The organism is Flavobacterium arabinosi, assembly GCF_048158725.1.
GTDB classification, from domain to species: Bacteria; Bacteroidota; Bacteroidia; order Flavobacteriales; family Flavobacteriaceae; genus Flavobacterium; species Flavobacterium arabinosi.
Window position 1 is genome coordinate 113,350 of the sequence record NZ_JBLNKX010000004.1, and the last position, 26,116, is coordinate 139,465.

24 protein-coding genes are annotated in these 26,116 nt (G+C 33.5%); 12 read left to right on the plus strand and 12 right to left on the minus strand.

Features of this window, described 5'->3' with window-relative positions; all coding sequences use genetic code 11:
* The first annotated feature begins 93 nt into the window (after positions 1 to 93).
* Both ACM55K_RS09715 and ACM55K_RS09720 read left to right on the plus strand, forming a co-directional pair.
* Positions 94 to 816, plus strand: a complete 723-nt coding sequence (locus ACM55K_RS09715) for a pirin family protein (RefSeq protein WP_416850042.1) — start codon at positions 94 to 96, stop codon at positions 814 to 816.
* Positions 817 to 840: 24 nt separating this feature from the next.
* A complete protein-coding gene (locus ACM55K_RS09720; protein WP_416850275.1) occupies positions 841 to 1,125 on the plus strand; it encodes a GNAT family N-acetyltransferase in 285 nt (94 codons plus the stop codon).
* Between the two features lie 72 nt (positions 1,126 to 1,197).
* Here the strand turns inward: ACM55K_RS09720 and ACM55K_RS09725 are convergent, their stop codons facing one another.
* From ACM55K_RS09725 to ACM55K_RS09740, 4 genes are all read right to left on the minus strand, one after another.
* Positions 1,198 to 2,328: a hypothetical protein gene (locus ACM55K_RS09725; RefSeq protein ID WP_416850043.1), complete on the minus strand. Its 1,131-nt coding sequence runs from the start codon at positions 2,326 to 2,328 to the stop codon at positions 1,198 to 1,200.
* Positions 2,329 to 2,583: 255 nt separating this feature from the next.
* Positions 2,584 to 4,221, minus strand: a complete 1,638-nt coding sequence (locus tag ACM55K_RS09730; RefSeq protein WP_416850044.1) for an ABC-F family ATP-binding cassette domain-containing protein — start codon at positions 4,219 to 4,221, stop codon at positions 2,584 to 2,586.
* Between the two features lie 195 nt (positions 4,222 to 4,416).
* Positions 4,417 to 5,592, minus strand: coding sequence for a GlmU family protein (locus tag ACM55K_RS09735; protein WP_416850045.1), 1,176 nt, complete (start codon positions 5,590 to 5,592; stop codon positions 4,417 to 4,419).
* A 166-nt stretch (positions 5,593 to 5,758) separates the two neighbouring features.
* Positions 5,759 to 6,010: a type B 50S ribosomal protein L31 gene (locus tag ACM55K_RS09740; RefSeq protein WP_039109118.1), complete on the minus strand. Its 252-nt coding sequence runs from the start codon at positions 6,008 to 6,010 to the stop codon at positions 5,759 to 5,761.
* A gap of 242 nt (positions 6,011 to 6,252) precedes the next feature.
* Between ACM55K_RS09740 and ACM55K_RS09745 the strand changes: the two genes are divergently transcribed.
* The 5 genes from ACM55K_RS09745 (at position 6,253) to ACM55K_RS09765 (ending at position 12,328) form a co-directional block, all read left to right on the plus strand.
* Positions 6,253 to 6,786 (plus strand): DUF4199 domain-containing protein, encoded by a 534-nt coding sequence (locus ACM55K_RS09745; protein ID WP_416850046.1) that lies wholly within the window; start codon positions 6,253 to 6,255, stop codon positions 6,784 to 6,786.
* A 6-nt stretch (positions 6,787 to 6,792) separates the two neighbouring features.
* Complete coding sequence (locus ACM55K_RS09750; protein WP_416850047.1) at positions 6,793 to 7,752, plus strand: glycosyltransferase family 2 protein; 960 nt, start codon at positions 6,793 to 6,795, stop codon at positions 7,750 to 7,752.
* Positions 7,753 to 8,019: 267 nt separating this feature from the next.
* Positions 8,020 to 9,747 (plus strand): phospho-sugar mutase, encoded by a 1,728-nt coding sequence (locus tag ACM55K_RS09755; RefSeq protein ID WP_416850048.1) that lies wholly within the window; start codon positions 8,020 to 8,022, stop codon positions 9,745 to 9,747.
* Positions 9,747 to 11,576 (plus strand): ABC transporter ATP-binding protein, encoded by a 1,830-nt coding sequence (locus ACM55K_RS09760; protein ID WP_416850049.1) that lies wholly within the window; start codon positions 9,747 to 9,749, stop codon positions 11,574 to 11,576. The genes ACM55K_RS09755 and ACM55K_RS09760 overlap by 1 nt, the downstream gene beginning before the upstream one ends.
* A 50-nt stretch (positions 11,577 to 11,626) precedes the next feature.
* Positions 11,627 to 12,328 carry a hypothetical protein gene (locus ACM55K_RS09765; RefSeq protein WP_416850050.1) on the plus strand — a complete coding sequence of 234 codons (702 nt, stop codon included), beginning with the start codon at positions 11,627 to 11,629 and terminating at the stop codon, positions 12,326 to 12,328.
* A 3-nt stretch (positions 12,329 to 12,331) separates the two neighbouring features.
* Here the strand turns inward: ACM55K_RS09765 and ACM55K_RS09770 are convergent, their stop codons facing one another.
* The 3 genes from ACM55K_RS09770 to ACM55K_RS09780 form a co-directional block, all read right to left on the minus strand.
* Positions 12,332 to 13,051 carry a hypothetical protein gene (locus tag ACM55K_RS09770; RefSeq protein WP_416850051.1) on the minus strand — a complete coding sequence of 240 codons (720 nt, stop codon included), beginning with the start codon at positions 13,049 to 13,051 and terminating at the stop codon, positions 12,332 to 12,334.
* 127 nt (positions 13,052 to 13,178) lie between these two features.
* Entirely contained in the window at positions 13,179 to 15,647 is a 2,469-nt protein-coding gene (locus ACM55K_RS09775; protein ID WP_416850052.1) for a TonB-dependent receptor, read from the minus strand.
* Between the two features lie 12 nt (positions 15,648 to 15,659).
* Positions 15,660 to 17,357, minus strand: a complete 1,698-nt coding sequence (locus tag ACM55K_RS09780; RefSeq protein WP_416850053.1) for a M23 family metallopeptidase — start codon at positions 17,355 to 17,357, stop codon at positions 15,660 to 15,662.
* Between the two features lie 179 nt (positions 17,358 to 17,536).
* Here ACM55K_RS09780 and ACM55K_RS09785 point away from each other — a divergent pair, with 179 nt between their 5' ends.
* The 3 genes from ACM55K_RS09785 to rny all read left to right on the plus strand — a co-directional run bounded on the left by ACM55K_RS09785 (position 17,537) and on the right by rny (position 19,904).
* Positions 17,537 to 17,827 (plus strand): hypothetical protein, encoded by a 291-nt coding sequence (locus ACM55K_RS09785; protein ID WP_416850054.1) that lies wholly within the window; start codon positions 17,537 to 17,539, stop codon positions 17,825 to 17,827.
* Positions 17,828 to 17,835: 8 nt separating this feature from the next.
* Positions 17,836 to 18,129 carry a cell division protein ZapA gene (locus tag ACM55K_RS09790; protein WP_035667727.1) on the plus strand — a complete coding sequence of 98 codons (294 nt, stop codon included), beginning with the start codon at positions 17,836 to 17,838 and terminating at the stop codon, positions 18,127 to 18,129.
* Between the two features lie 209 nt (positions 18,130 to 18,338).
* Complete coding sequence (gene rny, locus ACM55K_RS09795; protein WP_416850055.1) at positions 18,339 to 19,904, plus strand: ribonuclease Y; 1,566 nt, start codon at positions 18,339 to 18,341, stop codon at positions 19,902 to 19,904.
* 106 nt (positions 19,905 to 20,010) lie between these two features.
* Here the strand turns inward: rny and xerD are convergent, their stop codons facing one another.
* From xerD to ACM55K_RS09810, 3 genes are all read right to left on the minus strand, one after another.
* Complete coding sequence (gene xerD, locus ACM55K_RS09800) at positions 20,011 to 20,919, minus strand: site-specific tyrosine recombinase XerD (protein ID WP_416850056.1); 909 nt, start codon at positions 20,917 to 20,919, stop codon at positions 20,011 to 20,013.
* 77 nt (positions 20,920 to 20,996) lie between these two features.
* Positions 20,997 to 21,593, minus strand: a complete 597-nt coding sequence (locus tag ACM55K_RS09805; protein WP_416850057.1) for a hypothetical protein — start codon at positions 21,591 to 21,593, stop codon at positions 20,997 to 20,999.
* A 169-nt stretch (positions 21,594 to 21,762) separates the two neighbouring features.
* Positions 21,763 to 22,353 (minus strand): porin family protein, encoded by a 591-nt coding sequence (locus tag ACM55K_RS09810; protein ID WP_416850058.1) that lies wholly within the window; start codon positions 22,351 to 22,353, stop codon positions 21,763 to 21,765.
* A gap of 314 nt (positions 22,354 to 22,667) precedes the next feature.
* On the opposite strand from ACM55K_RS09810, the gene ACM55K_RS09815 reads away from it, so the two are divergent.
* Both ACM55K_RS09815 and aroQ read left to right on the plus strand, forming a co-directional pair.
* Positions 22,668 to 23,231, plus strand: coding sequence for a porin family protein (locus ACM55K_RS09815; protein WP_416850059.1), 564 nt, complete (start codon positions 22,668 to 22,670; stop codon positions 23,229 to 23,231).
* Positions 23,232 to 23,305: 74 nt separating this feature from the next.
* On the plus strand, positions 23,306 to 23,719 hold the full coding sequence (gene aroQ, locus ACM55K_RS09820; protein ID WP_416850060.1) for a type II 3-dehydroquinate dehydratase: 414 nt from the start codon (positions 23,306 to 23,308) through the stop codon (positions 23,717 to 23,719).
* 68 nt (positions 23,720 to 23,787) lie between these two features.
* Here the strand turns inward: aroQ and ACM55K_RS09825 are convergent, their stop codons facing one another.
* Positions 23,788 to 24,672 (minus strand): cation diffusion facilitator family transporter, encoded by an 885-nt coding sequence (locus ACM55K_RS09825; protein ID WP_416850061.1) that lies wholly within the window; start codon positions 24,670 to 24,672, stop codon positions 23,788 to 23,790.
* A 116-nt stretch (positions 24,673 to 24,788) separates the two neighbouring features.
* The gene (gene murA / locus ACM55K_RS09830) at positions 24,789 to 26,099 is read right to left on the minus strand and encodes a UDP-N-acetylglucosamine 1-carboxyvinyltransferase (RefSeq protein ID WP_416850062.1); all 1,311 of its coding nucleotides are present in this window, start codon (positions 26,097 to 26,099) and stop codon (positions 24,789 to 24,791) included.
* Positions 26,100 to 26,116 lie beyond the last annotated feature (17 nt).

Sequence of the window (26,116 nt, forward strand, 5' to 3'; positions counted from 1 at the left end):
AACAGCATTCTGCTTTTTTATAGCGAATTTTGTATAAAAATAATTTTTTTATCGGACACTACCCGAATTACCACTTGATATTACCAATAATTTATGACTACACAACTATTTGAATCGAGCACAAGAGGCAAAGCAGATTTTGGTTGGCTTAAAGCCAATTTCTCCTTTTCGTTTGGAAATTATCACAATCCGGAACGGGTACAATTTGGAATGTTACGCGTTTTAAATGACGATACCATTGCAGGAGGAACAGGCTTTGGTACGCACAGTCATGCCAATATGGAAATCATTACCATTCCACTTGAAGGCGGATTGATGCACAAGGACAGTATGGGAAATGAAGGCGTAATTCGTTTTGGAGAAGTCCAAGTAATGAGTGCCGGAACCGGAGTGGAACATTCTGAAATGAATGCCAGTCAAAAAGACAATGCCAAAACATTACAACTATGGGTATTCCCTGACAAAGAAGAAGTTACACCAAGATACGACCAAAAATCATTTGATATTGAAAATCAAATCAATACCTTTGTAAATATTGTTTCGCCAAAAGACAGTACTGACGGAAATGCGCTTTGGGTTTACCAGAAGACCTTTTTTTATTTAGGTATTTTCGATAGCAACAGCACTACCACCTACGAAGTTAAAATTCCTCAAAACGGAGTTTATTTATTTTTAATTGAAGGCGAAATAGAAGTTAATAATCAAATTATGAAGGCAAGAGATGCCATGGGAATAACTGATTTCGATCAATTTGAAATCAAGGTTATAACTCAATCAAAAATACTTTTGGTAGAAGTACCAATGAATCACAGTTAAATTAGTATGGAAGCAGCAATCACTATGGAAATCAAAGACAATACTTTTGCAAGACAATTTGAAACTATAGTTGACGAAGGATTGGTTTCTGTCGAATATTCGTTTCAGGAGAAAAAAATATTTTTGACAAAAATCAATGTTCCTGATTCATTTGAAGATGAGGAATTCATTTCTAATTTTCTAAAAAACATCATGGAAATTGCGATTGAACGAAAATTTAAAGTTGTTCCCATTCTTCCTAAAATAGTGGTGTTTTTCAAAAAAAATCCTGTTTACAAAGAATTACTTCCTCCCGGAATACGATTATAAAAAAAAAAGAGACATTGTCAATAAACAATGTCTCTTTTTTTTGCTCAAAAACTCAAATTTCAATCGTTCAAATTATCTTCTGTCCCCAGACCGATTTGGATTATCCCTTCTTGGCATAGACTGGCGATTCGCTGGAGTATTTTCTTGGCGATCTCTCTCCATGGGTTGATAATTCCTTGGTGCGGTTGGCTGAACAGAACGATTCGCAGGAGCATTTTCTTGACGATTTCTCGGTATCGGTTGATGATTCCCTGGAGCATTTTCTTGACGAGTTCTCGGCATAGATTGACGCGTCCTTGGCTCATTAATCTGGCCCGGACGGGTTCCCGGAGAATTTCCTTGACGAGTTCTCGGTATCGCTTCTCTAGTTCTTGGAAGAACAGGTGTTTCTGGTCTTCTAAAAGTCCTTCCCTCATAGGTTCTTCTATAGGTATCATTTATCCGGTTTCTTCGTACTATTGGAGAACTGGTCCTTCTGGAAGAATAATACGAATAGGAAAGCGGATATCTTACATATCCTGTTCTGCGATAAAATGGATTTCTATAATAATAACTATGATAACCCCAATAATTATAATAATAAATAGGAGTCCAAGGACGCCAATAATATGGATAATATCCCCAATACCATGGAGATGTATAAATTACAAATGACGGTGAAAATAAATTGATTATTATTGGCCAATCATTAACGTAAAAAACGCCATTCCAATATGTATCACTAAACACTCTTTCATTGCCTGCATAACCAGGATTTAGGGTTCCAAAAGTATTTTCTGAATTAGGCTCCACAATATAATCTTCACCATACAATTCTTCATCTCCTATAATTTGAACAACAATCTTTCCGTATCTGTTTTTATTGACTTCAATAACAGCAACATCCTGATCTTCCGATCTATTTATCGCCACACGAAGCACAATAGAATAAGAATCACCATCTCTATAACTGACTACTCGAATGTAATCTATTAAATTGTCATTATTTAAATCCAGATTATTGATATTTCTATCTTTGCTATTAATAGCTCTTTCAAATTCTTCTAATGTTTTTGATTTTTGAAAAATGTCCAATACAGCATACAGATTTAGGTTATCACCCGGCAAACCTAAAGCTACCGGTTCATTTTCTATTTGAGAAAACACCGGCAAACTCAACAAACAAGTCGTTAAGAACACAAAGGATAAAATTATTTTTTTCATGATTTCAAATTTTACATATTGACATCAAATTTTAATACAAGGCACGAAAAAAAAACATCAAATAACTAGTTGTAAGATACTTATATTACATCCCTAAAAATAAAGCTGCAAAAAGTGTTCCCAAATTATTCCAAAAGAATATTTTTTTTTTAGAATTCGAAATGGTTAAAAACCGTACAACATAAAAAAAGGCATACATTATCTGTATACCTGATTTTTATTCTTCAAAATGTAAATTCCGTTTGCTAAACTGAACTACTTCTTCTCTATCTCTCTCATACTGTCCATTTTTTTATTTGCCAAGAAACCAGTAATATCTTCAAAATGTTCCACTACTCTTTTGTTTCCAAATTCAAAAACCTTAGTCGCCAATCCATCCAAGAAATCCCTGTCGTGAGAAACCAAAATCAAGGTTCCGTCAAAATCACGCAGCGCCTCTTTGATAATGTCTTTGGTTTTCATGTCCAAGTGATTCGAAGGCTCATCCAGAATCAATAAATTAACCGGTTCCAACAATAATTTAATCATTGCCAAACGCGTTTTCTCACCACCAGAAAGCACTTTTACTTTCTTCGTTACATCATCCCCGTGAAACATGAAAGCACCTAAAATATCTTTGATTTTAGTTCGAACATCGCCTACGGCAATATCATCAATGGTTTCAAAAATAGTGGCGTTTTCATTCAATAAAGAGGCTTGGTTTTGGGCAAAATAACCAATTTGTGCATTGTGACCGATTTCTAAACTTCCGCCATCAATCTCAATTTGCTTCATGATTGCTTTAATCATCGTCGATTTTCCTTCGCCATTTTTCCCTACGAAAGCCACTTTCTCGCCTCTTTCAATCACAACATTCGCATCTTTAAAAACAACATGCTCGCCGTATGATTTTGACAATTCTTTCACAATCACAGGATATTGTCCCGAACGTATTGCAGCAGGAAACTTTAATTTTAATGCCGAAGTATCTACTTCGTCAACCTGTACAATAACCAGTTTCTCTAACATCTTAACTCGGGATTGAACGGCATCTGTTTTAGAAAACGTCCCTTTAAAACGGTCGATAAAAGTCCTATTATCAGCAATCATACGTTGTTGCTCATCGTATGCTTTTTGCTGGTGAACCCTACGGTCTTTTCTCAGTTCCAAATAATGGGAATATTTTGCTTTATAATCATAAATACGCCCCATGGTAACTTCGATGGTACGATTCGTAATATTATCTACAAAAGCTCTATCGTGAGAAATCACCACAACCGCTTTGGCTGAATTAATCAAGAAATCCTCTAACCATTGAATACTTTCAATATCCATGTGATTGGTAGGCTCATCCAGTAAAATTAAGTCTGGTTTTTGCAAAAGGATTTTGGCAAGTTCTATTCGCATTCTCCATCCTCCGGAAAACTCCGAAGTCTGACGGCTAAAATCTTCGCGAACAAATCCCAAACCAATCAGAATTTTTTCTACTTCGGCTTCATAATTTATTTCTTCGATAGCATAAAATTTCTCGCTTAAGTCCGAAACTCTTTCAATTAATTTCATGTAGGCATCACTTTCATAATCCGTACGAATTGTCAATTGCTCATTGATTTCATCGATTTCCGCTTTCATTCCAAAAACTTCACCAAAAGCTTTAGAAGTTTCTTCCATCACCGTCGCACCGTCTGTAGTCAATAAATGCTGAGGCAAATACGCCACAACAGCATCTTTGGGTGCCGAAATATTACCGGTTGAAGGCTTACTTTGACCCGCAATAATTTTAAGAAGCGTCGATTTTCCAGCTCCATTTTTACCCATAAGGGCAATTTTATCATTTTCATTTATAGCAAAAGAAACATCACTAAAAAGTGTTGTGCCGCCAAATTGCACGGAAATATCGTTAACTGTAATCATTGTTTTTGTTTAAAGTTTAATGTTCAAAAATTTAAAGCTGTATTAACTGATGAACATTTTTTTGAAAGTGCAAAGATAGATTAAATTGATAATTAGACAATTTGGAAAAGGGATTATAAGAAATTATTATTTCAAATTTCTTATAATCCCTTTTCAGATCCATACTTTCACTCTTTCAAATGATTTTATATCGTATTACTCTTTCCTCCACTTTTTAGATTCCTCAAAAACATGTTCTAAAATCGCAGCTTCTCTTTCGTCAAAGTCAACGTTTCTGCGAGCCATAACTAATCGAGCCGTTTCGAACGCTTTTTTGGTTATATAAGTCGTAAATCTCGAAGCGCCTCCCCAAGAAAAACTCGGTACAAAATTGCGGGGAAATCCACTTCCAAAAATATTAGCGCTTACTCCTACTACCGTTCCCGTATTGAACATCGTATTAATTCCGCATTTACTGTGGTCTCCCATCATCAATCCACAAAACTGAAGTCCTGTTTTAGCAAAACCTTCGGTTTCATAACTCCACAATTTCACTTCTTCGTAATTATTTTTTAAGTTCGAATTATTACTGTCGGCACCAATGTTACACCATTCGCCAAGAACAGAATTTCCTAAAAACCCGTCATGTCCTTTATTCGAATAGCCAAACAATACCGAATTATTAACTTCGCCTCCAATTCTTGAATGCGGACCAACAGTTGTTGCGCCATAGACTTTCGCAGCCATTTTTACAGTTGCATTTTCGCACAAGGCAAATGGACCTCGGATTACCGAACCTTCCATAATCTCAGAATCCTTACCTATATATATAGGTCCTGTAGATGCGTTTAAGGTAACAAATTCCAACTTTGCTCCTTCTTCTATAAATATATTTTCCGGGGCGATGACATTAACACTTTTGGGAATGGGTTGTGATTTTCTGTCTTCGGTTAAGAATTCAAAATCCTCTCGTATTGCCGCATCATTTTTGGAAAAAATATCCCACGTATGTTCCACCGTTAAGCAATCATCTTGATATTCTATAATTTCATAGGTATCAAAATCAACTTCTTCCTGATTTTCGTTGGTATGAAAAGCAATTACTTCATCTCCTTTAAAAATAGCCTGATTGGACTCCAGATTACTGACCATTTCCACCAAAACATCATTAGGAAGAAAAGAGGCATTTATCATCACATTTTCTTCTAGTTCTACCATTGGAAATTTCTCCGACAAATATTCTTCTGTCAATGTGGTCGTAGTGGAACCCAAACGCATTTCCCATTTTTGACGAATGGTCATTATCCCAATAAGAATATCCGCAACTGGACGCGTGAAAGTAAAAGGCAATAATGCATTTCGTGAAGGACCATCAAAAAGTATGTAATTCATAAAAATTGTTTATTTGTTGATTTGGTTATTTGTTGATTCAAAAATTAATTTCACCAACCTACCGTTTTAATAATATTGAAGCCAAAGTTACAAAGTTTTCAAATAGATAAAAATAAAAAAAGCCTCCCGAAAGGAAGGCTTAATTGTATTTGAAAACAAGTTAAAATTATTTAACGTGTTTAGCGTATTTAGTTTTGAATTTATCAATACGTCCTGCAGTATCAATAAGTTTAGATTTACCTGTGTAAAAAGGGTGAGAAGTTCTAGAGATCTCCATTTTCACAACTGGGTATTCAACACCGTCAACTGTTAATGTTTCTCTTGTATCTGCAGTAGATTTAGTAATAAAAACTTCGTCATTCGACATGTCTTTAAATGCAACTAATCTGTAATTTTCTGGGTGAATTCCTTTTTTCATCTTGTTAATCTTTTTTTATTTGTTAATTATAACTTGTCTTGAAGCTTTTCTTCTAACAGAAAAGGTATAAACTCCTTATAACTTTTTGTTTTACAATATTATTTTGAGTTTGCAAATTTACAATTTTTTTCCAATAATCAAATCTTTGCTTGACTTTTTTTATATAATCGTAAAAAGCGATTTTTATCCTCGAATATATTGGGAATTGCTATATTTGTGGATTAATAAATAAACAGCTACTAATGGTTAATGAAATTATAAAAAGAAACGGAATTACATTCGGGATAATCACGGGAGTAATATTATCATTAATCACTACTTTAATGTATGCTATAGATATAGAATTGTTTATTGCTTGGTGGACAACCCTATTAAGTTTTTCTGTTTTTATCATTGTTCCAATTGTATCGCTTTCCAAAACAAAAAAAGAATTAAATGGTGTATTCCCGTTTAAAGAAGCCTTCACTACCTATTTTATTACAGCAGTAATTGGAGTGCTTATTTCTGTTGTTTTTAAAATTATTTTATTCAATTTCATAGATCCGTCTGTAAAAGCTACACTGCTAGATTTAACCATAAAATATTTGATCAGCACTTCTGAAAAATTTGGAGTAGCGGCATCCTCTTTAAATGAAACCATTTCAAAGCTAAAAGAAACGGATCCTTATTCAATCGTTGAACAACTAAAAGGATCAATTTTTAATATCTTTTTTTGCGCCATATTAGGATTGATCATGGCAGCCTTTTTTAAAAGTAAATCTCCATCACAAGAATAAATAGTAATGAATTTATCCATACTCATACCCCTTCTTAACGAAGAGGAATCACTTAAAGAACTTTATACTTGGATCATTAAAGTGATGCAATCGAATAATTACACCTATGAAATCATTTTTCTGGATGACGGAAGCACGGATGATTCTTGGAATATTATCGAAGAATTTGCCCGTGAAAATTCTCATGTAAAAGGAATTCGTTTCATGAAAAACTTTGGAAAATCTCAGGCATTACACGCTGGTTTTGCCAAAGCCAAAGGCGATGTAATTATCACCATGGATGCCGACTTACAAGATAGTCCCGAAGAAATTCCCGGATTATATGAAATGATTGTCAATGGTAAATTTGATTTGGTTTCCGGTTGGAAAAAGAAACGTTACGACTCCATAGTTGCCAAAAACTTACCTTCAAAATTATTCAATTGGGCTGCCAGAAAAACATCCGGAGTTGAGTTGAATGATTTTAATTGTGGATTGAAAGCCTATAAAAATGTTGTTGTTAAAAACATTGAAGTTTCGGGAGAAATGCACCGATACATTCCTGTTTTGGCAAAAAACGCCGGTTTTGGAAAAATTGGCGAAAAAGTAGTACAGCATCAAGCCAGAAAATACGGGGAAACTAAATTTGGAATGGAACGTTTCATTAATGGCTTCTTGGATTTAATTACCATTTGGTTTCTTTCCCGTTTTGGAAAAAGACCGATGCATTTATTTGGCGCAATAGGATCTCTAATGTTTATCATTGGTTTTATGCTTGCTGGATATATTGGTATTTCAAAACTATACCATATGTATAATGACATGCGTTATAGCTTGGTGACTACAAATCCTTGGTTTTATATTGCGCTTACGACGATGGTATTGGGAACGCAATTATTTTTGGCCGGATTTCTTGGCGAAATAATTTTGCGTACCAAAAACAATGAAGAGCGCTATAAAGTTTCAAGTGAGGTTAATTTTTTATAATTTTCACTCTAAATCAAAATTTAATGCAAATCATATTGTTTGATTTTGCAAATTGCATTGGGATAATTATTGAAATTGCAGGAACCATTTCTCGTCAGGACACGAACTAGCCCTGATAGAAGCGGCATCCTTTTTTTTTTTTTCTTTAAAAAAGAAAAAGATATAGCGAATAGCAGGAAATAGCTCCAAAAAAATTGAAATTGATTCGTCGAAATAACTATATTTAAATTTTAAACTAAGAATTTAGAAACTAAAAAACATACAAAAATGGATATCAAACAAAACATTTTGGATGCAGTAAATGAATGGTTAACACCAACATTTGACACAGCAACACAGGAATCTATCAAAGAATTGATGACTACATCACCTAAAGATCTGGAAGAAAGTTTTTATAAAAATCTTGAATTTGGAACTGGTGGAATGCGCGGTGTAATGGGCGTAGGAAACAATCGCATCAATAAATACACTCTTGGGAAAAGCACACAAGGACTTTCGGATTATTTGCATACAGCATTTCCTAACCAACCCATAAAAGCAGTTATTGCATACGATTGTCGTCATAATAGTGATACATTGGCCAAAGTAGTTGCGGATGTTTTCTCGGCGAATGGTATTCATGTTTATTTATTTTCTAGTTTGAGACCAACACCAGAATTATCATTTGCCCTTAAATATTTAGGTTGCCAATGCGGAATCGTTCTTACTGCTTCCCACAATCCACCAGAATATAATGGTTATAAAGTGTACTGGGAAGATGGTGGACAAATTGTTCCGCCGGAAGACGAGGGAATTATCAATGTAATTGAAAATTTAAATTACAACCAAATCAAATTTACTGCAAATGAAGATTTGATAGAATACATAGACACCGAAGTTGACGAAGCTTTTATTAAATCAACTATCGAAAATGCCAGTTTTGGCACTTCGGCTGCAGCCAAAGAAAATTTGAATATTGTTTTTACTTCTTTGCACGGTACATCAATTACACTTGTTCCAGATACTTTTGCACAAGCCGGTTATCCTAACGTGCATATCGTTGAAGAACAAAGGGTTCCAAATGGTGATTTCCCAACAGTAAAATCTCCTAATCCTGAAGAGCCGGAAGCATTGGCAATGGCAATAGCATTAGCGGATAAAACCAATTCTGATATTGTAATAGGTACTGACCCGGATTGCGACCGATTGGGTGTTGCTGTGAGAAATAATGAAGGAGAAATGACTTTGTTGAACGGAAATCAGACTATGATTTTGATGACCGCTTTTTTACTGGAAGAATGGAAAAAGGCTGGAAAAATCAATGGGAAACAATTCGTGGGTTCTACGATAGTTTCAACACCTATGATTATGGAACTGGCTTCAGCTTATGGTGTACGATTTAAAGTAGGTTTAACCGGTTTTAAATGGATTGCCAAAATGATAAAAGATTTCCCTGAACTGCAATTCATTGGCGGTGGGGAAGAAAGTTTTGGATATATGGTTGGCGATGCGGTTCGTGATAAAGATGCCGTAGCAGCGACTTTATTGATTTGCGAAGTAGCAGCTCAGGCAAAAGCCAAAGGAAGTACCGTTTATAAAGAATTATTAAAACTTTATGTAGCACACGGTTTTTATAAGGAACATTTGATTTCTATCACTAAAAAAGGAATGGAAGGCTTGGCAGAAATCAATCAAATGATGATTTCTTTACGAGAAAATCCTGTAAAAGAAATTAACGGACAAAGAGTAATCATGTTAGAAGATTATAAATCATCTGTTGCTAAAAACTTACTTACTGGCGAAGAAGAAATCATCGATATGCCAAAAGCGGATGTATTGATTTATTATACTGAAGACGGATCTAAAATTTGCGCCAGACCAAGTGGTACAGAACCTAAAATAAAATTCTACATCAGCGTGAACGCTGAATTGGATTCGGTTGAGAATTTCACGAAAGTAGAGGCTATATTAAACGACAAAATAAAAAATATTATTATTGCAATGCAATTGAACTAATGGACAAAAGCTTATTAAAATTAATTCCTTACACAAAACCTTATAAGTCTCATATTATTTGGAATGTGGTATACAATGTTCTGTATGCCTTGTTTAGCACCATTTCAATGCTAACACTTCTTCCTGTACTTGAAGTATTGTTTGGCAAAACCAAAACAATAGAAAAAGAACCTGTATATACTGGAATAGGAAATATAAAGCAGTTTGGTTCCGATTTTATGTATTATAAAATTTCAGAATTAACAAAGGAAAATAGTATCCAAGTTGCGCTGTTATTTGTTGTTTTAATGGTTATTACAACATTCTTATTCAAAAATTTATTTAATTATCTCGCCTCGCATCACATCATGCACCTCAAAAATGGGGTTTTAAGGGATTTGAGAAAATCAATGTATAATAAAATAATAGAATTGCCCATTTCCTATTATTCTGAAAAAAGAAAAGGAGATATTATGGCTCGAATGCTTGGTGATGTCAATGAAGTCCAAAATTCTTTTTTTTCTATATTAGAACTTGTCGTAAAAGAACCTTTAACTATTGTTTTTGCTTTAGTAACCATGTTTTTTATAAGCACAAAACTGACTTTATTTGTTTTGATTTTTATCCCGATTTCCGGATTAATCATTTCAAAAATCGCTAAAAATTTGAGAGCAAAATCGTTGCAGGCACAGCAAGAAAGTGGTTTCCTAATTTCTATCGTCGATGAAAGTTTGAGCGGGTTGAAAGTGATAAAGAGTTACAATGCAGAGACTAATTTCAAAAACAGATTTAACGATTCGGTAACCCGATTGTTAAATTTATCAAACAGCATCGGAAGCAAAAATAATCTGGCAACCCCATTAAGCGAATTTCTGGGAATCACAACAATTTCAGTCTTACTTTTTTATGGCGGGAATTTGGTGTTAGTAGAAAAAACATTAGAAGGCTCTGCCTTTATCGTTTATCTGACATTAGCTTTTAATATTCTTACGCCTGCAAAAGCCATTTCTAAAGCTTCGTATTCCGTAAAAAATGGATTAGCCGCCGCAGAACGGGTTTTTGAAGTTTTAGAAGTCAAAAACGAAATTACTTCAAAAGAAAATGCGATTAACAAAAATACTTTTGATTCTAATATAACAATCAAAAATATCAACTTTAAATACGAAGATGAAGCAGTTCTAAAAGACTTTTCATTGGAAGTAAAAAAAGGACAAACAGTAGCACTTGTAGGACAATCCGGAAGCGGAAAAAGTACCATTGCAAATTTACTTACCCGTTTTTATGATGTTAATGAAGGGACAATTTCTATCGATGGTATTGACATCAAAGACATGAATATTCATTCTCTTCGTGATTTAATGGGATTGGTAACTCAAGACAGTATTTTGTTTAATGATACCATAAAAGCAAATATTTCTTTAGGCAAATTAGATGCTACTGATGAAGAAATAATTGAAGCCCTGAAAATTGCCAATGCGTATGAATTTGTAAAAGATTTACCTCTGGGAATTCATACTAATATTGGCGACAGCGGAAACAAGCTTTCCGGTGGTCAAAAACAACGATTGTCTATTGCGAGAGCAGTTTTGAAAAATCCTCCGATTATGATCCTCGATGAAGCGACTTCTGCATTAGATACCGAAAGCGAAAAATTTGTACAAATCGCTCTGGAAAACATGATGCAAAATAGAACCTCTATTGTAATTGCTCACCGTTTATCCACTATTCAAAAAGCCGATTTAATTGTGGTAATGAAAAAAGGAAAAATTGTAGAACAAGGTAAACACGAGGAACTAATTGCTATGGATGGCACTTATAACAAATTAGTAACCTTACAATCATTTGAATGATGATTTAAAATTAGTAGTTTTATGTTCAATTGTGTATTAAAATCTAAAAAATGTATCTTAATAATCCAAACATAAAACTTCCTGAAGATTCAAACACCATCGTTTGGAAATACCTTGATTTATCAAAGTTTCTAGACTTACTGATGTCGCAAAAACTGTTTATGTCGCGCTCTGATAAATTTGAAGATCAATATGAAGGTACTTTTAGCGAACCCACATTTGAAGAAATAAAAAAATTATCGATTGACAATCCTGAATTTCTCAATTTTTATAAAACACATCGGGAAAAAGTAGCGATTAGCAGTTGGCATATCAATGAATATGAATCCTTTGCGATGTGGCAAATTTTCACACAAAACAGCGAAGGATTGGCTATTCAATCCACGATTGGCAGATTACAAAAGGCACTTCATCCTGAGACAAATTTCAATCAATACATTGGTGAAGTAAATTATATCGATTACAAAAAAGAATACATACCGTTTGATGATATGTTTTTTCCTTTTTTATTCAAAAGAAAGAGTTTCCAATACGAGCGTGAAGTACGAATTATATCAGATGTTGAAGATAATACCATCAAAATCAACGACGGACTTAAAATCAATGTTGACATTAATGAACTGATCGAAAAAATATACATTCACCCAAAATCTGAAAACTGGTACAAAAACCTCGTTATTCAATTAGTTAAACAATTGGGATTTAATTTTACGATTGAAAAGTCTGACTTAGAAAGTGATATTTTAATTTAGGTTTTAAACGGGTTTGTAACTTATTATTTTCCATTCCTTGTTTGACAAATCAACGTAGTTATAATGTACCACATCCATTTTATCAAATTGTCCATTTTTATTAGTATCCTCAACGGTTCTAAAATACAAACGGTTATTTGATTCAATCAAATTCCAATCGATTAATTCCTGATAACTATCCGATAATTTAGTCAATCTATCCCCACTTATTTCACTAAGATACAAAGCTTTAATATCACTTGTATCCAGTTTTCCGTCCTTATTAGTATCCATATCAACCATCGTGTAAACCATGATTTGATTTTTGGTTTTATTAGCAACTGATTTCAAATAAGTCGCAGTTTGAATCAAAACTGGTTTATCTGTCAATGCTTTTATAGAATCTGAACCAATTTTTTGAAACTTTATATTTTGTAAAAAACCAGTGATTTCATTTTCTCCATAATTAGATATTGTAAAACTCAGATCATTCACACTAGAAGATCCATATCTTGTTTTTATACCTTTTTCTCGAATGCTTAAATCTCCCACAGGATGAATCAGATAATTGGTTCCTTCCATATGAATGGGCAAATCGGCTATTTCGATATCTGTCGAATCAGTTTTGGCGACGGCTCTTCCTCTAGAAGCATCGTACGTTACTTTTGGCTTTTCTGAATCTTCTTTACAACTGGTTAAAAGCAGAACTGAAAGTCCTAATAATGCTATATGTAATTTTTTCATGATGATGTCTTATTATAAAATAAATTCAAATGTAATCATTTTTAAAAACGCTTCTGTCATTCTGTAAATCATTTATGATTTAGAAAGGGCTTAAAACTGCAATAAAAAAGCTCTTATTTCTTTTCTATTACAACTTCGCGCTCAATTTTACATTAAAAACCCTGGTGGTCATATAATTAGGAATTGCATATTGATTTTTTGAATATACATCCCGAACCCAAGTATTCGTAATCGCATTTTGATTATCAAAGAGGTTAAAAATTTCTAAGCCTATAGCTAACTCCTTAAAGCTTTTGAGCCAACCTTTATTAACATTACCCGAACTATTTTCTAAAAACACTTTAGAAAAACCAACATCTGCTCTGCGATAATCCCTCAATCTGTTTTGGTACAAATAAGGATCCGCATACGAAGGTGAACCTCCCGGCAAACCCGTATTGTAAATTAAATTCAAGTAAATTTTCACACTCGGAATATTAGGCATAAAATCTTGAAATAAAATCCCAAATTTCAATCTTTGATCTGTTGGTCTTGCAATATATCCTTTGTTATCGCTATTTTCTTCCGTCTTCAAATATCCAAAACTAAACCAAGATTCCGTTCCGGGAACAAACTCCCCATTCAACCGAACGTCCAATCCCTGCGCATATCCTTTGGCATTATTATTAGCCGCGTAACGTATTCGTACATTATCTATCGTATACGTATTTACGTCCGTCAATGATTTATAATACAGTTCTGAAACCAGTTTAAAAGGACGATTCCATATCTTGAAACTATAATCATTACTCAAAACCAAATGAATGGATTGTTGTGCCTTGACATTTGGCTGCACAACTCCATCAGCATCTCTAAGTTCCCTATAAAATGGCGGTTGGTGGTAAACACCTCCCGAAATCCTGAAAACCATATCCTTTTCCCAATTTGGTTTTATGGCAAATTGTGCTCTTGGACTAAAAGTAACTTGAGATTTACCCATTGCATTATCTCCAGAAACTTCCCAATTATGCATTCGCACTCCCGCATTATACCAAACTTCACTCGAACCTAAATTTCCTTTTCTACTCAATTGTGCGTAACTTGAAAATCTATTAATCGTATTGAAATTAGTTGCTCTCACATTCTGATAAGGCACTAAAGGTCCCGTATAAGGAGTATACGGTTGATCATTTTTAGGCAAAATAATAATTGGCGGATTTATAGAAAACCCTGCTGAATCAATTACTTCCCACTCCACAATCCTATCCCGAATGGATTCTCGTGTGTATTTTACTCCCCATTCGAATTGGTTTTCTTCCCAATCATGAAATCCTTTTACTTCCGTATTTATAATTAGCGCATCTAAATCGTTTCGTGCATGATTAAGCTGTGAACCAATTCCTCTTGAAAAAGAAACATCACCATAGGTATCAGAACCGATATTAGTATCTACTTCACCCAGACGATATTGGGCAAAAATATCAAAATGTTCCTGTTCCAAAGTATGAAAAACAGATCCGATAAATTTCAATGTAAAATTGTTCGAAGCATGAAAGGTTGTCTTTAGAGCTCCAAAATAAGTATTAAATTTATCTTTTTCTTGGCCTTCATAATAAATAGAAAGTGCCATAGGATTATCAATGGTTCCAAAATTAGTTTGACGCGTCAATGGCTGATACTGGTATTTATTTTGAGAAATATTCCCCAAAAAACTCCATTGCCATTTGGCCGACACTTGGTAATTAATATTCGTTTGAATATCAGCAAATGTTGGCGTAAAATTCGTTTGTGTTTCTTGGCTTTTCACCAAAAGACTATTGTTACGATACCGGACTCCGGTAACTGCAGACCATTTTTTATCTTTGGAAACCGCATCAATAGAAAGGCTTCCGCCAAGAAAACTAGCTTCTAGATTAGCTCCAAATTTTACTGGTTTTCTATAGGTAATATCTAACACTGAGGATAGTTTATCGCCAAATTTTGCCTGAAAACCTCCGGCAGAAAAATCAATATTTTGAACCAAATCAGTATTGGTAAAACTCAATCCTTCTTGTTGTCCAGAACGAATTAAAAAAGGACGGTATACTTCGATTTCATTTACATAAACCAAATTCTCATCATAATTCCCTCCACGAACGGCATATTGCGTACTCAACTCATTATTAGAATTTACTCCCGGTAAAGTTTTTAAGATATTTTCTATACCGGCATTAGCTCCAGGAATTTTTCGGATAACTTCAGGTTCAATTGTGGTAATTCCCTGAACTCTTTTTCCGTTTTTTGCAATAACGATAACTTCGCCCATCTGTTCTTGGTAATCACTCATTACCAAATTGAACTCATAATCTTCATTTGATTTTAAAACAATGGAAACCGTTGTCTTTTTCAAAGAAATATGCGTAAAAACAATAACCAATTTTTGATTGGCAGGAACAGCCAAATCAAAAAAACCATTTACATTAGATTGCGTTGTTTTGTTAAGACACAAAACATTTACATTCTCTACAGGTTGGTTATTTTTATCAAGAATAATTCCTTTAATCCTAGCCGATTGGGCTGATGCAGCAAGTCCAATAAAGAAAAAAAAGAAAACAAGTATTAATTTATTAGGAATCAAATGGTTTGGTTTTTATTTTTTTTGGCTTCGAAAAAAATGAGTTTCAAAGATAGTTGAATTTCCTACATTATCAATTACAACCACTTTTAAATCATTGGCACCTTCGGCAACAATCCCATCACTGAAATTGTGAATTAGTTTTTTAGTTTTATTGTCGTATTCGAACAATATCCAGTTTCCATTCAAATAGCCATTATATGATTTTATACCAGATGAGCTATCATTTATAGTAAGTTGAACTGTCTTTTGGTCACTCAACCATTTTCCTTCAATTGGTTTTGCTATGGTAATTTTTGGCGCAATGGTATCCATAACCAAAGCATATTTCCCTAAAGTTTTCACTTTAGTATTAAAAACATTTTCTTTTCTATATGTTGAATTATAGGTCACTTTTTGACCTTCAATCAAACCAATAAATATTTTTTCTCTCTGAGCTTCGTTGTATTTATTGTCTTCTATGGAAATTGTAAAATTAGTATGCGCCGGAACAGTATCGTCATGAAGATACAACGTATCATTTTTCACATCAAAATTCATATCAAAATCATCGTAAAACGTTCCTGCGGGAAAGAAAACTGACATATTCTCTTTGGCAAAATTACTGTCTTTGTTCGTTTTTACAAAATAGTTAGACACCACTGGCTCTTGGTCAATAATAGTGGATAATAGATCATATTGAATAGGAATGGAAACAGTGCTTTTATTCCCATAAAAATCCGAAACTTCAACTCGATAAACGGAAGTCAAGTTAGGAACTACTGAAATGATTCCGTTATTTTCATCAGCCTGAATAATGCTTAGTCCATATTTATTTTTCATGAATAATTTCTGAATTCTTTGCTGCGTTTTCTTGTACTTCGAATAATCGATCAGCGCATTTACATAACGCATGTCATCAAATGAATACGTGTCGAATTGATATTCAAAATTTGGTTTTCCATTGTAAAAAGACTGGACTTTAAAAAGGCCGTTTTTATTAAATGAAACATCATCATAATCAACAGCAGTTATTCCAAAACCTATTTTCCCATTGGCAACCACTTTTTCAGACAGATAGGTTCCATTTTTTTGTAATGACAAATTAAGTAACAATGGACGCTTCGAATGATTTACCGAAGTTTTTGTATCCAAAGGATAGACATAAACGGAAGAAATGACAGGCTTTTTGGTGTCCTTAATGTTTTTATCAAATCCGAAAAACATAGGATTAATAATTTTTTCTGTTTTACTGTCTCGAATTTCAAAATGCAAATGTGGTCCCTCTGAACCTCCCGTATTTCCTGAAAAAGCAATTATTTGTCCTTTTTTAATAATCAGCTCATTTGGCTTAGGAAACAATTCGATTTCAAAAGATTTCAAGGCATAATGGGATTTTTTGATGTAATCCTCAATACCATCATTGGCTCTTTGCAAATGCCCGTATACAGAAGTAAACCCATTAGGATGAGTGATATAAATACATTTTCCATTTCCAAAAGTGGAAATTTTTATTCTTGATATATAGCCATCGGCAACAGCGTAAACCTTTAATCCTTCTTTCTGTAATGTTTTTAAATCAAAGCCTGCATGAAAATGATTCGGCCTCAATTCGCCAAAATTTCCTGAAAGTTGTAGTGGAACATCAAGTGGCGAACTAAAATAATCTTTGGGATAGTCTACTTGAGCAAAAAGAGGACTGCAAAAAAATATAAAAAATATAAAAATTTTCATTGGTTTCATTTTTGCTAAGATAAAAAAAAGTAGTTAATAAAAAATTACAAACGAAATCAAATCACAACCTACTGAACTACATATAATTGATTTTTTTAACGTAAAAAAATCAATAAAATATTGTAATAATAAAAAGGAATACTAACTTTGTAAGATTAAGTAATGAATTAGAATTAATAATGAGTGTAATTGCAGAAATAATTGATACTCTTGAAAATAAGGTTGAAAAACTTTTCAGTAGACTGAAAGGTTTGGAAAAAATCAATCAAGATTTAAAAATTGAATTAACAAAATCTGCAGCAACCATACAAACTCAACATCAAGAGATTGAAGCGCTGAAAACGCAATGTGAAACACTCAAAATTACTAATACATTATTAGGCAGTGACGATAATAAAAGAGATACAAAGCTTAAAATAAATTCATTAATTCGCGAAATTGATTACTGTATAGCACAACTATCAGATTAATAATAAATATGGACGATAAGCTTAAAATTAAAATATCAATCGCAGACAGAGTTTACCCGTTAACGGTAGAATTGTCTCAGGAAGAAGGCCTTAGAAGCGCCTCAAAGAAAATTGATGTGATGATAAAGCAATTTGAAGAAAATTATGCTGTTCGTGACAAGCAAGATGTATTAGCCATGTGTGCTTTACAATTTGCCTCACAAGTAGAACAAAAACAAATTGATAATGCAATTGATGGCGAAGCAACCATTGAAAGATTAAAAAAAATCAATGCGGTTTTAGACCAATATCTCGACAATTAAACGTTCTTTACAAAGACTAAGATACTGCCTACATTAGTTCATATTTGGTAAACTCAACACTAACAATTTAGAATGAGCAAATCATCACTACTAAAGCATGCCACGCTTCGGCGAGGAAACTTGAACAGTGAGTTAGCTCAAAACTTGTCTTTCCGAGTTTATTCAATTACCCTAATGTAGGCTTTTTTTATATATAAATTTTAACAAACATGGACAACATATTAACGATCATTATTACCGGTTTTATAGGTATTGCAGGGGGGTTTGGAATAGCCAAACTAATAGAAAAAAGTAACATTTCTAACTTAATTAAAAACGCAAAAAAGGAAGCCTCATCAATTTTAAAAGATGCCAACCTTGAAGCCGAAAACATAAAAAAAGATAAAATTCTTCAAGCAAAAGAAAAATTTATCGAATTGAAATCAGAGCATGAGCAAGTAATTCTTTCTCGTGACAAAAAAGTAGCAGAAATAGAAAAAAGAGTTCGTGACAAAGAATCTCAAATTTCTAATGAATTGTCTAAAGCAAAAAAAGTCAATGATGATTTTGAATCTAAAACTTTAGAATACAGCACTAAAATAGAGGTTTTAGATAAAAGACAGTCTGAAGTAGACAAATTACACAAAAGCCAATTGCAACAACTGGAAGTGATATCTGGTTTATCTGCAGAGGAAGCTAAAAATCAACTCGTAGAGGGATTAAAAGCAGAAGCTAAAAGTAAAGCCATGTCGCATATTCAAGATACGATTGAAGAGGCTAAATTGACTGCACAACAAGAGGCTAAGAAAATCATCATCAACACGATTCAAAGAGTTGGAACAGAAGAAGCAGTAGAAAACTGTGTGTCTGTTTTTAACATTGAATCCGATGATGTAAAAGGTAGAATTATTGGTCGTGAAGGTAGAAATATTCGCGCTCTTGAAGCTGCAACAGGAGTTGAAATCATTGTAGACGATACACCAGAAGCTATTATACTTTCTTGTTTTGATCCTGTACGTAGAGAAATCGCACGTTTGGCATTACATAAACTGGTAACTGACGGAAGAATTCACCCAGCACGTATTGAAGAAGTTGTTGCTAAAACAGCAAAACAAATTGACGATGAAATTATAGAAGTTGGTAAACGTACCGTTATCGATTTAGGAATTCACGGTTTACATCCTGAATTAATTAAAGTTGTGGGACGTATGAAATACCGTTCTTCTTATGGACAAAATTTACTGCAACACTCTCGTGAAGTTTCTAAACTTTGTGGAATCATGGCAGCTGAACTTGGTTTAAACGTAAAACTGGCTAAAAGAGCAGGTTTATTACACGATATTGGTAAAGTTCCAGATGCAGAAAGTGATTTACCTCACGCATTATTAGGAATGCAATGGGCTGAAAAATACGGTGAAAAAGAAGAGGTTTGTAATGCGATTGGTGCGCATCACGATGAGATTGAAATGAAATCATTATTATCCCCGATTATTCAGGTTTGTGATGCTATTTCAGGTGCAAGACCAGGTGCAAGAAGACAAGTATTAGATTCTTATATCCAGCGTTTAAAAGACTTAGAAGAAGTAGCTTACGGATTTAGCGGTGTAAAAAACGCTTATGCTATTCAAGCCGGTAGAGAACTTCGTGTTATTGTAGAAAGTGAAAAAGTTTCTGATGAAAATGCAGCTAATTTATCTTTTGAAATATCACAAAAAATTCAAACTGAAATGACTTATCCTGGCCAAGTGAAAGTAACTGTAATCAGAGAGACAAGAGCAGTTAATATTGCGAAATAATTCTCTTCTAACTCTCCCAACGGTAGGAATTAGATAAAATAAAAAAAGACTTATTGATTTAGAAATCAATAAGTCTTTTTTTATTTTATCTACTACAATTCTCTGATTAAAAATCTGCTTTTTTTCTGGGATGAAAAGTATTAATTACCTGCGTTAAAAATTTTCGATCAAGATGAACATAAATCTCTGTTGTAGTTATCGATTCATGGCCCAGCATTAGTTGAATCGATCGTAAATCGGCACCATTTTCCAGAAGATGTGTGGCAAAAGAGTGTCGCAACGTATGCGGACTGATGTTTTTATTTAAGTTTATTTTAGTGGCCAAATCTTTAATAATCGTAAAAATCATAGCTCGTGTCAATTGATTTCCTCTTCTGTTTAAGAACAATGTATCTTCAAATCCTTTTTTAATATTCAAATGGACTCGCATCGTATCTTTATAAATTTGAATGTATTTTTGAGTTAAATTTCCAATAGGTACAAACCGTTGCTTATTCCCTTTCCCAGTGATTTTAATAAAACCCTCCTCAAAAAACAAATCGGAAATTTTTAAAGCTGTCAATTCAGAAACCCGGAGACCACAACCATAAAGTGTTTCGAGCATGGCACGATTGCGTTCCCCTTCATTAGTAGTTAAATCAATGGCCGAAATAAGAGTATCAATCTCATCAACAGATAAAGTGTCGGGAAGCTTTCTACCTGTTTTAGGGGTTTCAATCAACTCCAAAGGATTGTTATCCCGAAAGTCTTCAAATATCAAATAGCTAAAAAAACTTTTAAGCCCCGAAATAATTCTGGCTTGTGAACGAGGATTAACTTGTTTTGAAACATCATAAATGAACTGTTGAATTGTTTCGTCGTCAATCTGTATTGGAGAAATAACTATTCCATTCTTTTCAAGAAAAAGGCACAAACGTTCTATGTCGAAAGAATAATTTTCAATAGTATTCTTTGACAAGCCACGTTCGATTCTTAAATAAGACTGATAACTTTTTATATAGGTATTCCAATTCATATCCCAAAGTAAAGCATTTTTTAGACATAAAAAAACCACGCTTTTAAACGCGGTTTGCTTTACGATTAAATCAAAAATTATTTTCCCCATTTACCTCCGCCCACATAGAATCCCAAATGAATTCCTAAATACGTATTAGAAACCGTTCCTATTGTAGCTCCGCTCGCATTGTGCAAATCAGATTTTGGCACCAGATTGTATTCCATTCCCATTCTGAATTTGCCCCATTCGAAACCTCCCCGCACTAAGGCTCCCATTTTACCGTTCACACCAAATACGATCTGATTAGAATTACTCCCTTCATCGAATTCTACATTTGCGATCGAATAATACCCAATTCCTCCACCCATATAAGGAACAAAAGATTTTCCTGCTTCATCAAAATAATAATCATAAGTGGCCACATACGAACTATTCACAGATACTTTTGCGCTGGTCGTGCTCCCTCCGCTACCCTGCACATCACGAATCATTGCGGCAGCGCCAATGCGAAACCCCACATTCATATCGTCTGCTATATTGTATTTGGGTTCGATAGCAGACAGTAAACCTCCGCCGCCATTTGAAGGTACTGTGTACCCAAAATCCCATCCCACTCTAAATCCACCCTGTTTTTGTGCATACATATTGGAAAAAGCCAATACAACACCCAATACTAAAATTAGTCTTTTCATCTTTTACTTTACATGTTACTGACTCTAAAAATACGAATAAATCTTCCGCTTTATTGCACGGTGGTTAAAAATACAAACCAATTTATCAACAACTGCCAGGCCCCTATTCATTTGAGAAAAAAAAACCTCCCGAAGTGGGAGGCATAGTATATTGCTTTAATACAAAAAATTAAAATTTGTATCCCAGGGAAATTTGGAAAACAGAATTTTTAGATTCTGATTCTCCTGGAAATAAATCTTTTTGCACTCGTGTTAAGCCTAAATTATAACGTGCGCCAAGCATAAATTTTTCAGCAAAATTATAATTGGCACCAAAACCCAAACTTACATCTATTGATTTAGTGTCATCCTTAACATCAATAGATTCTCCTCCAGATTTTGCTTTGGAAGATACCAGAAACCCAATTTGCGGTCCTAATTCAAGACTAAAAGCATCAGCTATATAATATTTAGCCATAACCGGAACGTTGATATAATCTAATTTCAAATCTCCTTTATCCCCATCAACTTCTAATTTAACTCCTTGTGTAGAATACAGCAATTCAGGCTGAATAGAAAATTCATTACTTATCATAAATTCTCCAAAAAAACCTACATGAAATCCTACTAAGGACTTTGAATTCATACCATCTTGATCGGCATTAGTGATTGAGGATATGTTTAAACCTGCTTTAACTCCAAAAGACATATCTTCTTTGTCTTGAGCATTCACAATCCCAAATGTGAAAACTGTTACTAATAATAAAGTAATTTTTTTCATGATTAATTATTTAAAATTTATAGATCTAAAGTTAAAAAAATCAAACATGACATTCTTCTTTAGACCATAAAACTCGTTGACTACCTAATTAATCCGTTTAAATACAACAAAAAATAAGATTTAACTCATTGATTTTTAGATATTTAAAATAAATTTACAAGAAAAAAGCTAATTAAAAGCTTCAAAACATGATAATCTAGAAATTAAATTTAAGTGAATATTATAAGTAAAAAACATAAAATTGTAATATTTCTTTACATTAAGAGTTATACCTTGGACGTTCAAATTAAGAACAATAATCAAATACCAATATTATGAAAAAGACAATTTTAGTTGCCGTTTTACTGTTTGCTATTTCAAGTAATATGCAAGCTCAATTAGTTAAGTTTGGAATAAAAGCAGGATTAAATTATGCAAATCAAACTGGTACTAATATTACAATAAATAGTGGTAATTATGACAAAGATGCTATTACCAGCTATCACGCAGGATTAGTCGCAGAAATTAAACTTCTGGATAGTTTCTCTATACAACCTGAATTACTCTACTCTACTCAGGGAGCAACATACAAATATGCGGCTACAGAATTTAAAAATGAATTGGGTTATTTATCCATTCCTGTTTTAGCAAAAATTAATCTGAATAAAGTAATTAGTCTTGAACTAGGTCCTCAAGCTTCCTTTTTATTGAGCGAAAGAAACGATTTTGATGTTAAAGATTCTAACACGTTCGATTTTGCAGTTGTGGGTGGTTTAGGACTAAACATTACAAACCATTTTTTCATACAAGCACGTTATGGTTTAGGATTAACGGATGCTTCAAAGGATGCAGAAGTTAAAAACTCTGTTGTTCAACTCTCAGCTGGTATTAAATTCTAATAAAATTAAAATAAATTTATTAAAACCGTTCCATAAATTGGAACGGTTTTTTTATTTTTACCAAAATAACAATTATGAAAATAAGTATTATCAACGGCCCAAATCTTAATCTTCTGGGGAAACGGGAACCAGAAGTCTATGGAAGCCAAACTTTCGAAGAATATTTCACTACTTTACAAATAAAATTTCCATCAATTGAATTTACTTATTATCAAAGCAACATTGAAGGAGAATTAATTGATAAAATTCAGCAATTTGGTTTTTCTTATGATGGTATTATTTTAAATGCTGGTGCTTATACACATACTTCTATAGGTATTGGAGATGCAATAAAAGCAATTACAACACCAGTTGTTGAAGTACATATTTCGAACACATTTTCTCGCGAAAGTTTCCGGCATCAATCCTATATTTCAGGAAATGCAAAAGGAGTTATATTAGGCTTTGGATTAAAAAGTTATGAATTAGCAATACAGTCTTTTTTGTAGTTTGAATGAATTCCAAGAAAAACAAATAAATTGAAAGACAAAAGGCACAAAAAAATTGTGCCTTTTGTTTATAAAATCTCTAACTGATTATTGGGTTCCACATGGATTAAAACGTGACCTAATTCAGGAATTTCTTGTCTTAAAGTGTCTTTCAATTTATGGGCTAAATCATGTCCTTCTTTTACTGAAATATTCGCATTTACTATCGCATGAAGATCCACATGATATTGCATTCCTGCTTTTCGTATAAAACATTTCTCTGTATCAATAATTCCCTCGACTTGAAAGGAAACCTTTCTAATTTCATCAATTAAATCATCGTTCAGATTTTCATCCATAATTTCCCCAAGAGCAGGTCTGAAAATAAGATAACTGTTATAAAGAATAAAACCAGATGCAAAAAGCGCCGCCCAATCATCAGCAGATTCGTATCCTTTTCCTAAAATTAAAGCAATTGAAATCCCTAAAAATGCCGCAACTGATGTGATTGCATCACTTCTATGGTGCCAAGCATCTGCTTTCAATGAAGAACTATTCGTTTCTTTACTGCGCCTCATAACCAAACGAAAAGAATATTCTTTCCAAATAATTATCGCTCCTAAAATAAAAAGTGTCCACGATTTTGGTAATTCATGTGGGGTACCAATATTATTAATACTTTCATATGCAATAATTGTAGCTGAAGTAATTAAAAAGCCAACAACCAAAAAAGTTATTAATGGTTCCGCACGACCGTGTCCGTAAGGGTGATTTTCATCCGCCGGTCTATTGGAATACTTGATTCCGAACAATACTAAAAAAGAGGAAAAAATATCAGTAGTAGATTCAATCGCATCTGCTATTAAAGCATATGAATTTCCAAAAAAACCTGCTAACCCTTTAATAATCGCTAAACAGATGTTTCCAACTATGCTAAAATAAGTTGCTTTAATTGCAGTTTGTTCGTTTGACATTGTATTTTATAATGATTTAATAAAATAAAAAATCGTTTAAATAATCCTTTAGAATTTTGAATTTATACATTCACTCAGGTAGGATTTTTTAAACGATTTTTTTTATAAAATTAGTGTTATGCTCGAATTATATTAGCGCCAATCGCTCTTAATCGTTCGTCAATTCGTTCATAACCTCTATCGATTTGTTCTATATTTTGAATAGTACTTGTCCCTTTTGCCGAAAGAGCTGCAATCAACAAGGAGATCCCTGCACGAATGTCCGGTGAAGACATGGTCGTTGCTTTCAATTGTGATTTGAAATCATGCCCCATAACTACTGCTCTATGCGGGTCACATAACATAATTTTCGCGCCCATATCAATTAACTTATCTACGAAAAACAATCGGCTTTCAAACATTTTTTGATGAATCAATACATCTCCTCTTGCTTGTGTGGCAACTACTAAAACAATACTTAATAAATCAGGCGTAAATCCTGGCCAAGGTGCATCAGCAATAGTAAGAATAGAACCGTCGATATCCGTTTTCACTTCATATCCATCTTCATGGGCAGGAATATAAATATCATCTCCTCTTCGTTCTAAAGTGATTCCCAATTTTCTAAAAGTATTTGGAATAACTCCAAGGTTATCCCAACTTACATCTTTAATTGTAATTTCACTTCTGGTCATAGCAGCTAATCCAATCCATGAACCAATTTCAATCATGTCCGGAAGAATTCTATGCTCACAACCGCCTAGACTTTTGACTCCTTCGATAGTTAATAAATTAGACCCAACTCCCGTAATGTTTGCCCCCATAGCGTTCAACATTTTGCAAAGTTGTTGCAAATAAGGCTCACAGGCTGCGTTATAAATTGTTGTTTTTCCTTTTGCCAAAACAGCAGCCATAACAATATTAGCTGTTCCTGTAACTGATGCTTCATCAAGTAACATATCAGTTCCAGTTAATCCTTTTGGAGCTTCTACACCATAAAAATGGTCTTCTCTATTGTAACGGAATTTTGCACCCAGATTGATAAATCCTTCAAAATGCGTATCTAATCTTCTACGACCTATTTTATCTCCTCCGGGTTTTGGAATATATCCTCTGCCAAAACGAGCCAATAATGGTCCAACAATCATAATTGAACCACGAAGTGAGCCACCTTCTTGCTTAAATGCTTCAGTTTCTAAATATTGTATATTAACATCATCTGCTTGAAAAGTATAAGAGCCAGATCCATTTTTTTGAATTTTAACTCCTAAGTTCCCTAAAAGGGTTATCAATTTATTGATATCAATAATATCAGGAATATTATTAATTGTAACTTTTTCAGGAGTCAAAAGAACTGCACATAAAATTTGCAATGCTTCATTTTTAGCTCCTTGTGGCGTGATTTCTCCTTTTAGACGAATGCCACCTTCTATTTTGAAAATTCCCATATTATTTTTTTAAGGTT

Bases quoted from the DNA above. Each gene is read 5' to 3' on its own strand.
- ACM55K_RS09740 (WP_039109118.1), bottom strand. From the start codon at position 6,010: ATGAAAAAAGGAATTCACCCAGAAAATTACAGATTAGTTGCATTTAAA.
- ACM55K_RS09750 (WP_416850047.1), top strand. From the start codon at position 6,793: ATGAATTTATCCATACTCATACCCCTTCTTAACGAAGAGGAATCACTT.
- murA (WP_416850062.1), bottom strand. From the start codon at position 26,099: ATGGGAATTTTCAAAATAGAAGGTGGCATTCGTCTAAAAGGAGAAATC.
- ACM55K_RS09715 (WP_416850042.1), top strand. From the start codon at position 94: ATGACTACACAACTATTTGAATCGAGCACAAGAGGCAAAGCAGATTTT.
- ACM55K_RS09755 (WP_416850048.1), top strand. From the start codon at position 8,020: ATGGATATCAAACAAAACATTTTGGATGCAGTAAATGAATGGTTAACA.
- ACM55K_RS09725 (WP_416850043.1), bottom strand. From the start codon at position 2,328: ATGAAAAAAATAATTTTATCCTTTGTGTTCTTAACGACTTGTTTGTTG.
- ACM55K_RS09730 (WP_416850044.1), bottom strand. From the start codon at position 4,221: ATGATTACAGTTAACGATATTTCCGTGCAATTTGGCGGCACAACACTT.
- ACM55K_RS09785 (WP_416850054.1), top strand. From the start codon at position 17,537: ATGAGTGTAATTGCAGAAATAATTGATACTCTTGAAAATAAGGTTGAA.
- ACM55K_RS09745 (WP_416850046.1), top strand. From the start codon at position 6,253: ATGGTTAATGAAATTATAAAAAGAAACGGAATTACATTCGGGATAATC.
- ACM55K_RS09760 (WP_416850049.1), top strand. From the start codon at position 9,747: ATGGACAAAAGCTTATTAAAATTAATTCCTTACACAAAACCTTATAAG.
- ACM55K_RS09825 (WP_416850061.1), bottom strand. From the start codon at position 24,672: ATGTCAAACGAACAAACTGCAATTAAAGCAACTTATTTTAGCATAGTT.
- ACM55K_RS09780 (WP_416850053.1), bottom strand. From the start codon at position 17,357: ATGAAAATTTTTATATTTTTTATATTTTTTTGCAGTCCTCTTTTTGCT.
- aroQ (WP_416850060.1), top strand. From the start codon at position 23,306: ATGAAAATAAGTATTATCAACGGCCCAAATCTTAATCTTCTGGGGAAA.
- ACM55K_RS09805 (WP_416850057.1), bottom strand. From the start codon at position 21,593: ATGAAAAGACTAATTTTAGTATTGGGTGTTGTATTGGCTTTTTCCAAT.
- ACM55K_RS09770 (WP_416850051.1), bottom strand. From the start codon at position 13,051: ATGAAAAAATTACATATAGCATTATTAGGACTTTCAGTTCTGCTTTTA.
- ACM55K_RS09735 (WP_416850045.1), bottom strand. From the start codon at position 5,592: ATGAATTACATACTTTTTGATGGTCCTTCACGAAATGCATTATTGCCT.
- xerD (WP_416850056.1), bottom strand. From the start codon at position 20,919: ATGAATTGGAATACCTATATAAAAAGTTATCAGTCTTATTTAAGAATC.
- ACM55K_RS09815 (WP_416850059.1), top strand. From the start codon at position 22,668: ATGAAAAAGACAATTTTAGTTGCCGTTTTACTGTTTGCTATTTCAAGT.
- ACM55K_RS09720 (WP_416850275.1), top strand. From the start codon at position 841: ATGGAAATCAAAGACAATACTTTTGCAAGACAATTTGAAACTATAGTT.
- rny (WP_416850055.1), top strand. From the start codon at position 18,339: ATGGACAACATATTAACGATCATTATTACCGGTTTTATAGGTATTGCA.
- ACM55K_RS09810 (WP_416850058.1), bottom strand. From the start codon at position 22,353: ATGAAAAAAATTACTTTATTATTAGTAACAGTTTTCACATTTGGGATT.
- ACM55K_RS09790 (WP_035667727.1), top strand. From the start codon at position 17,836: ATGGACGATAAGCTTAAAATTAAAATATCAATCGCAGACAGAGTTTAC.
- ACM55K_RS09765 (WP_416850050.1), top strand. From the start codon at position 11,627: ATGTATCTTAATAATCCAAACATAAAACTTCCTGAAGATTCAAACACC.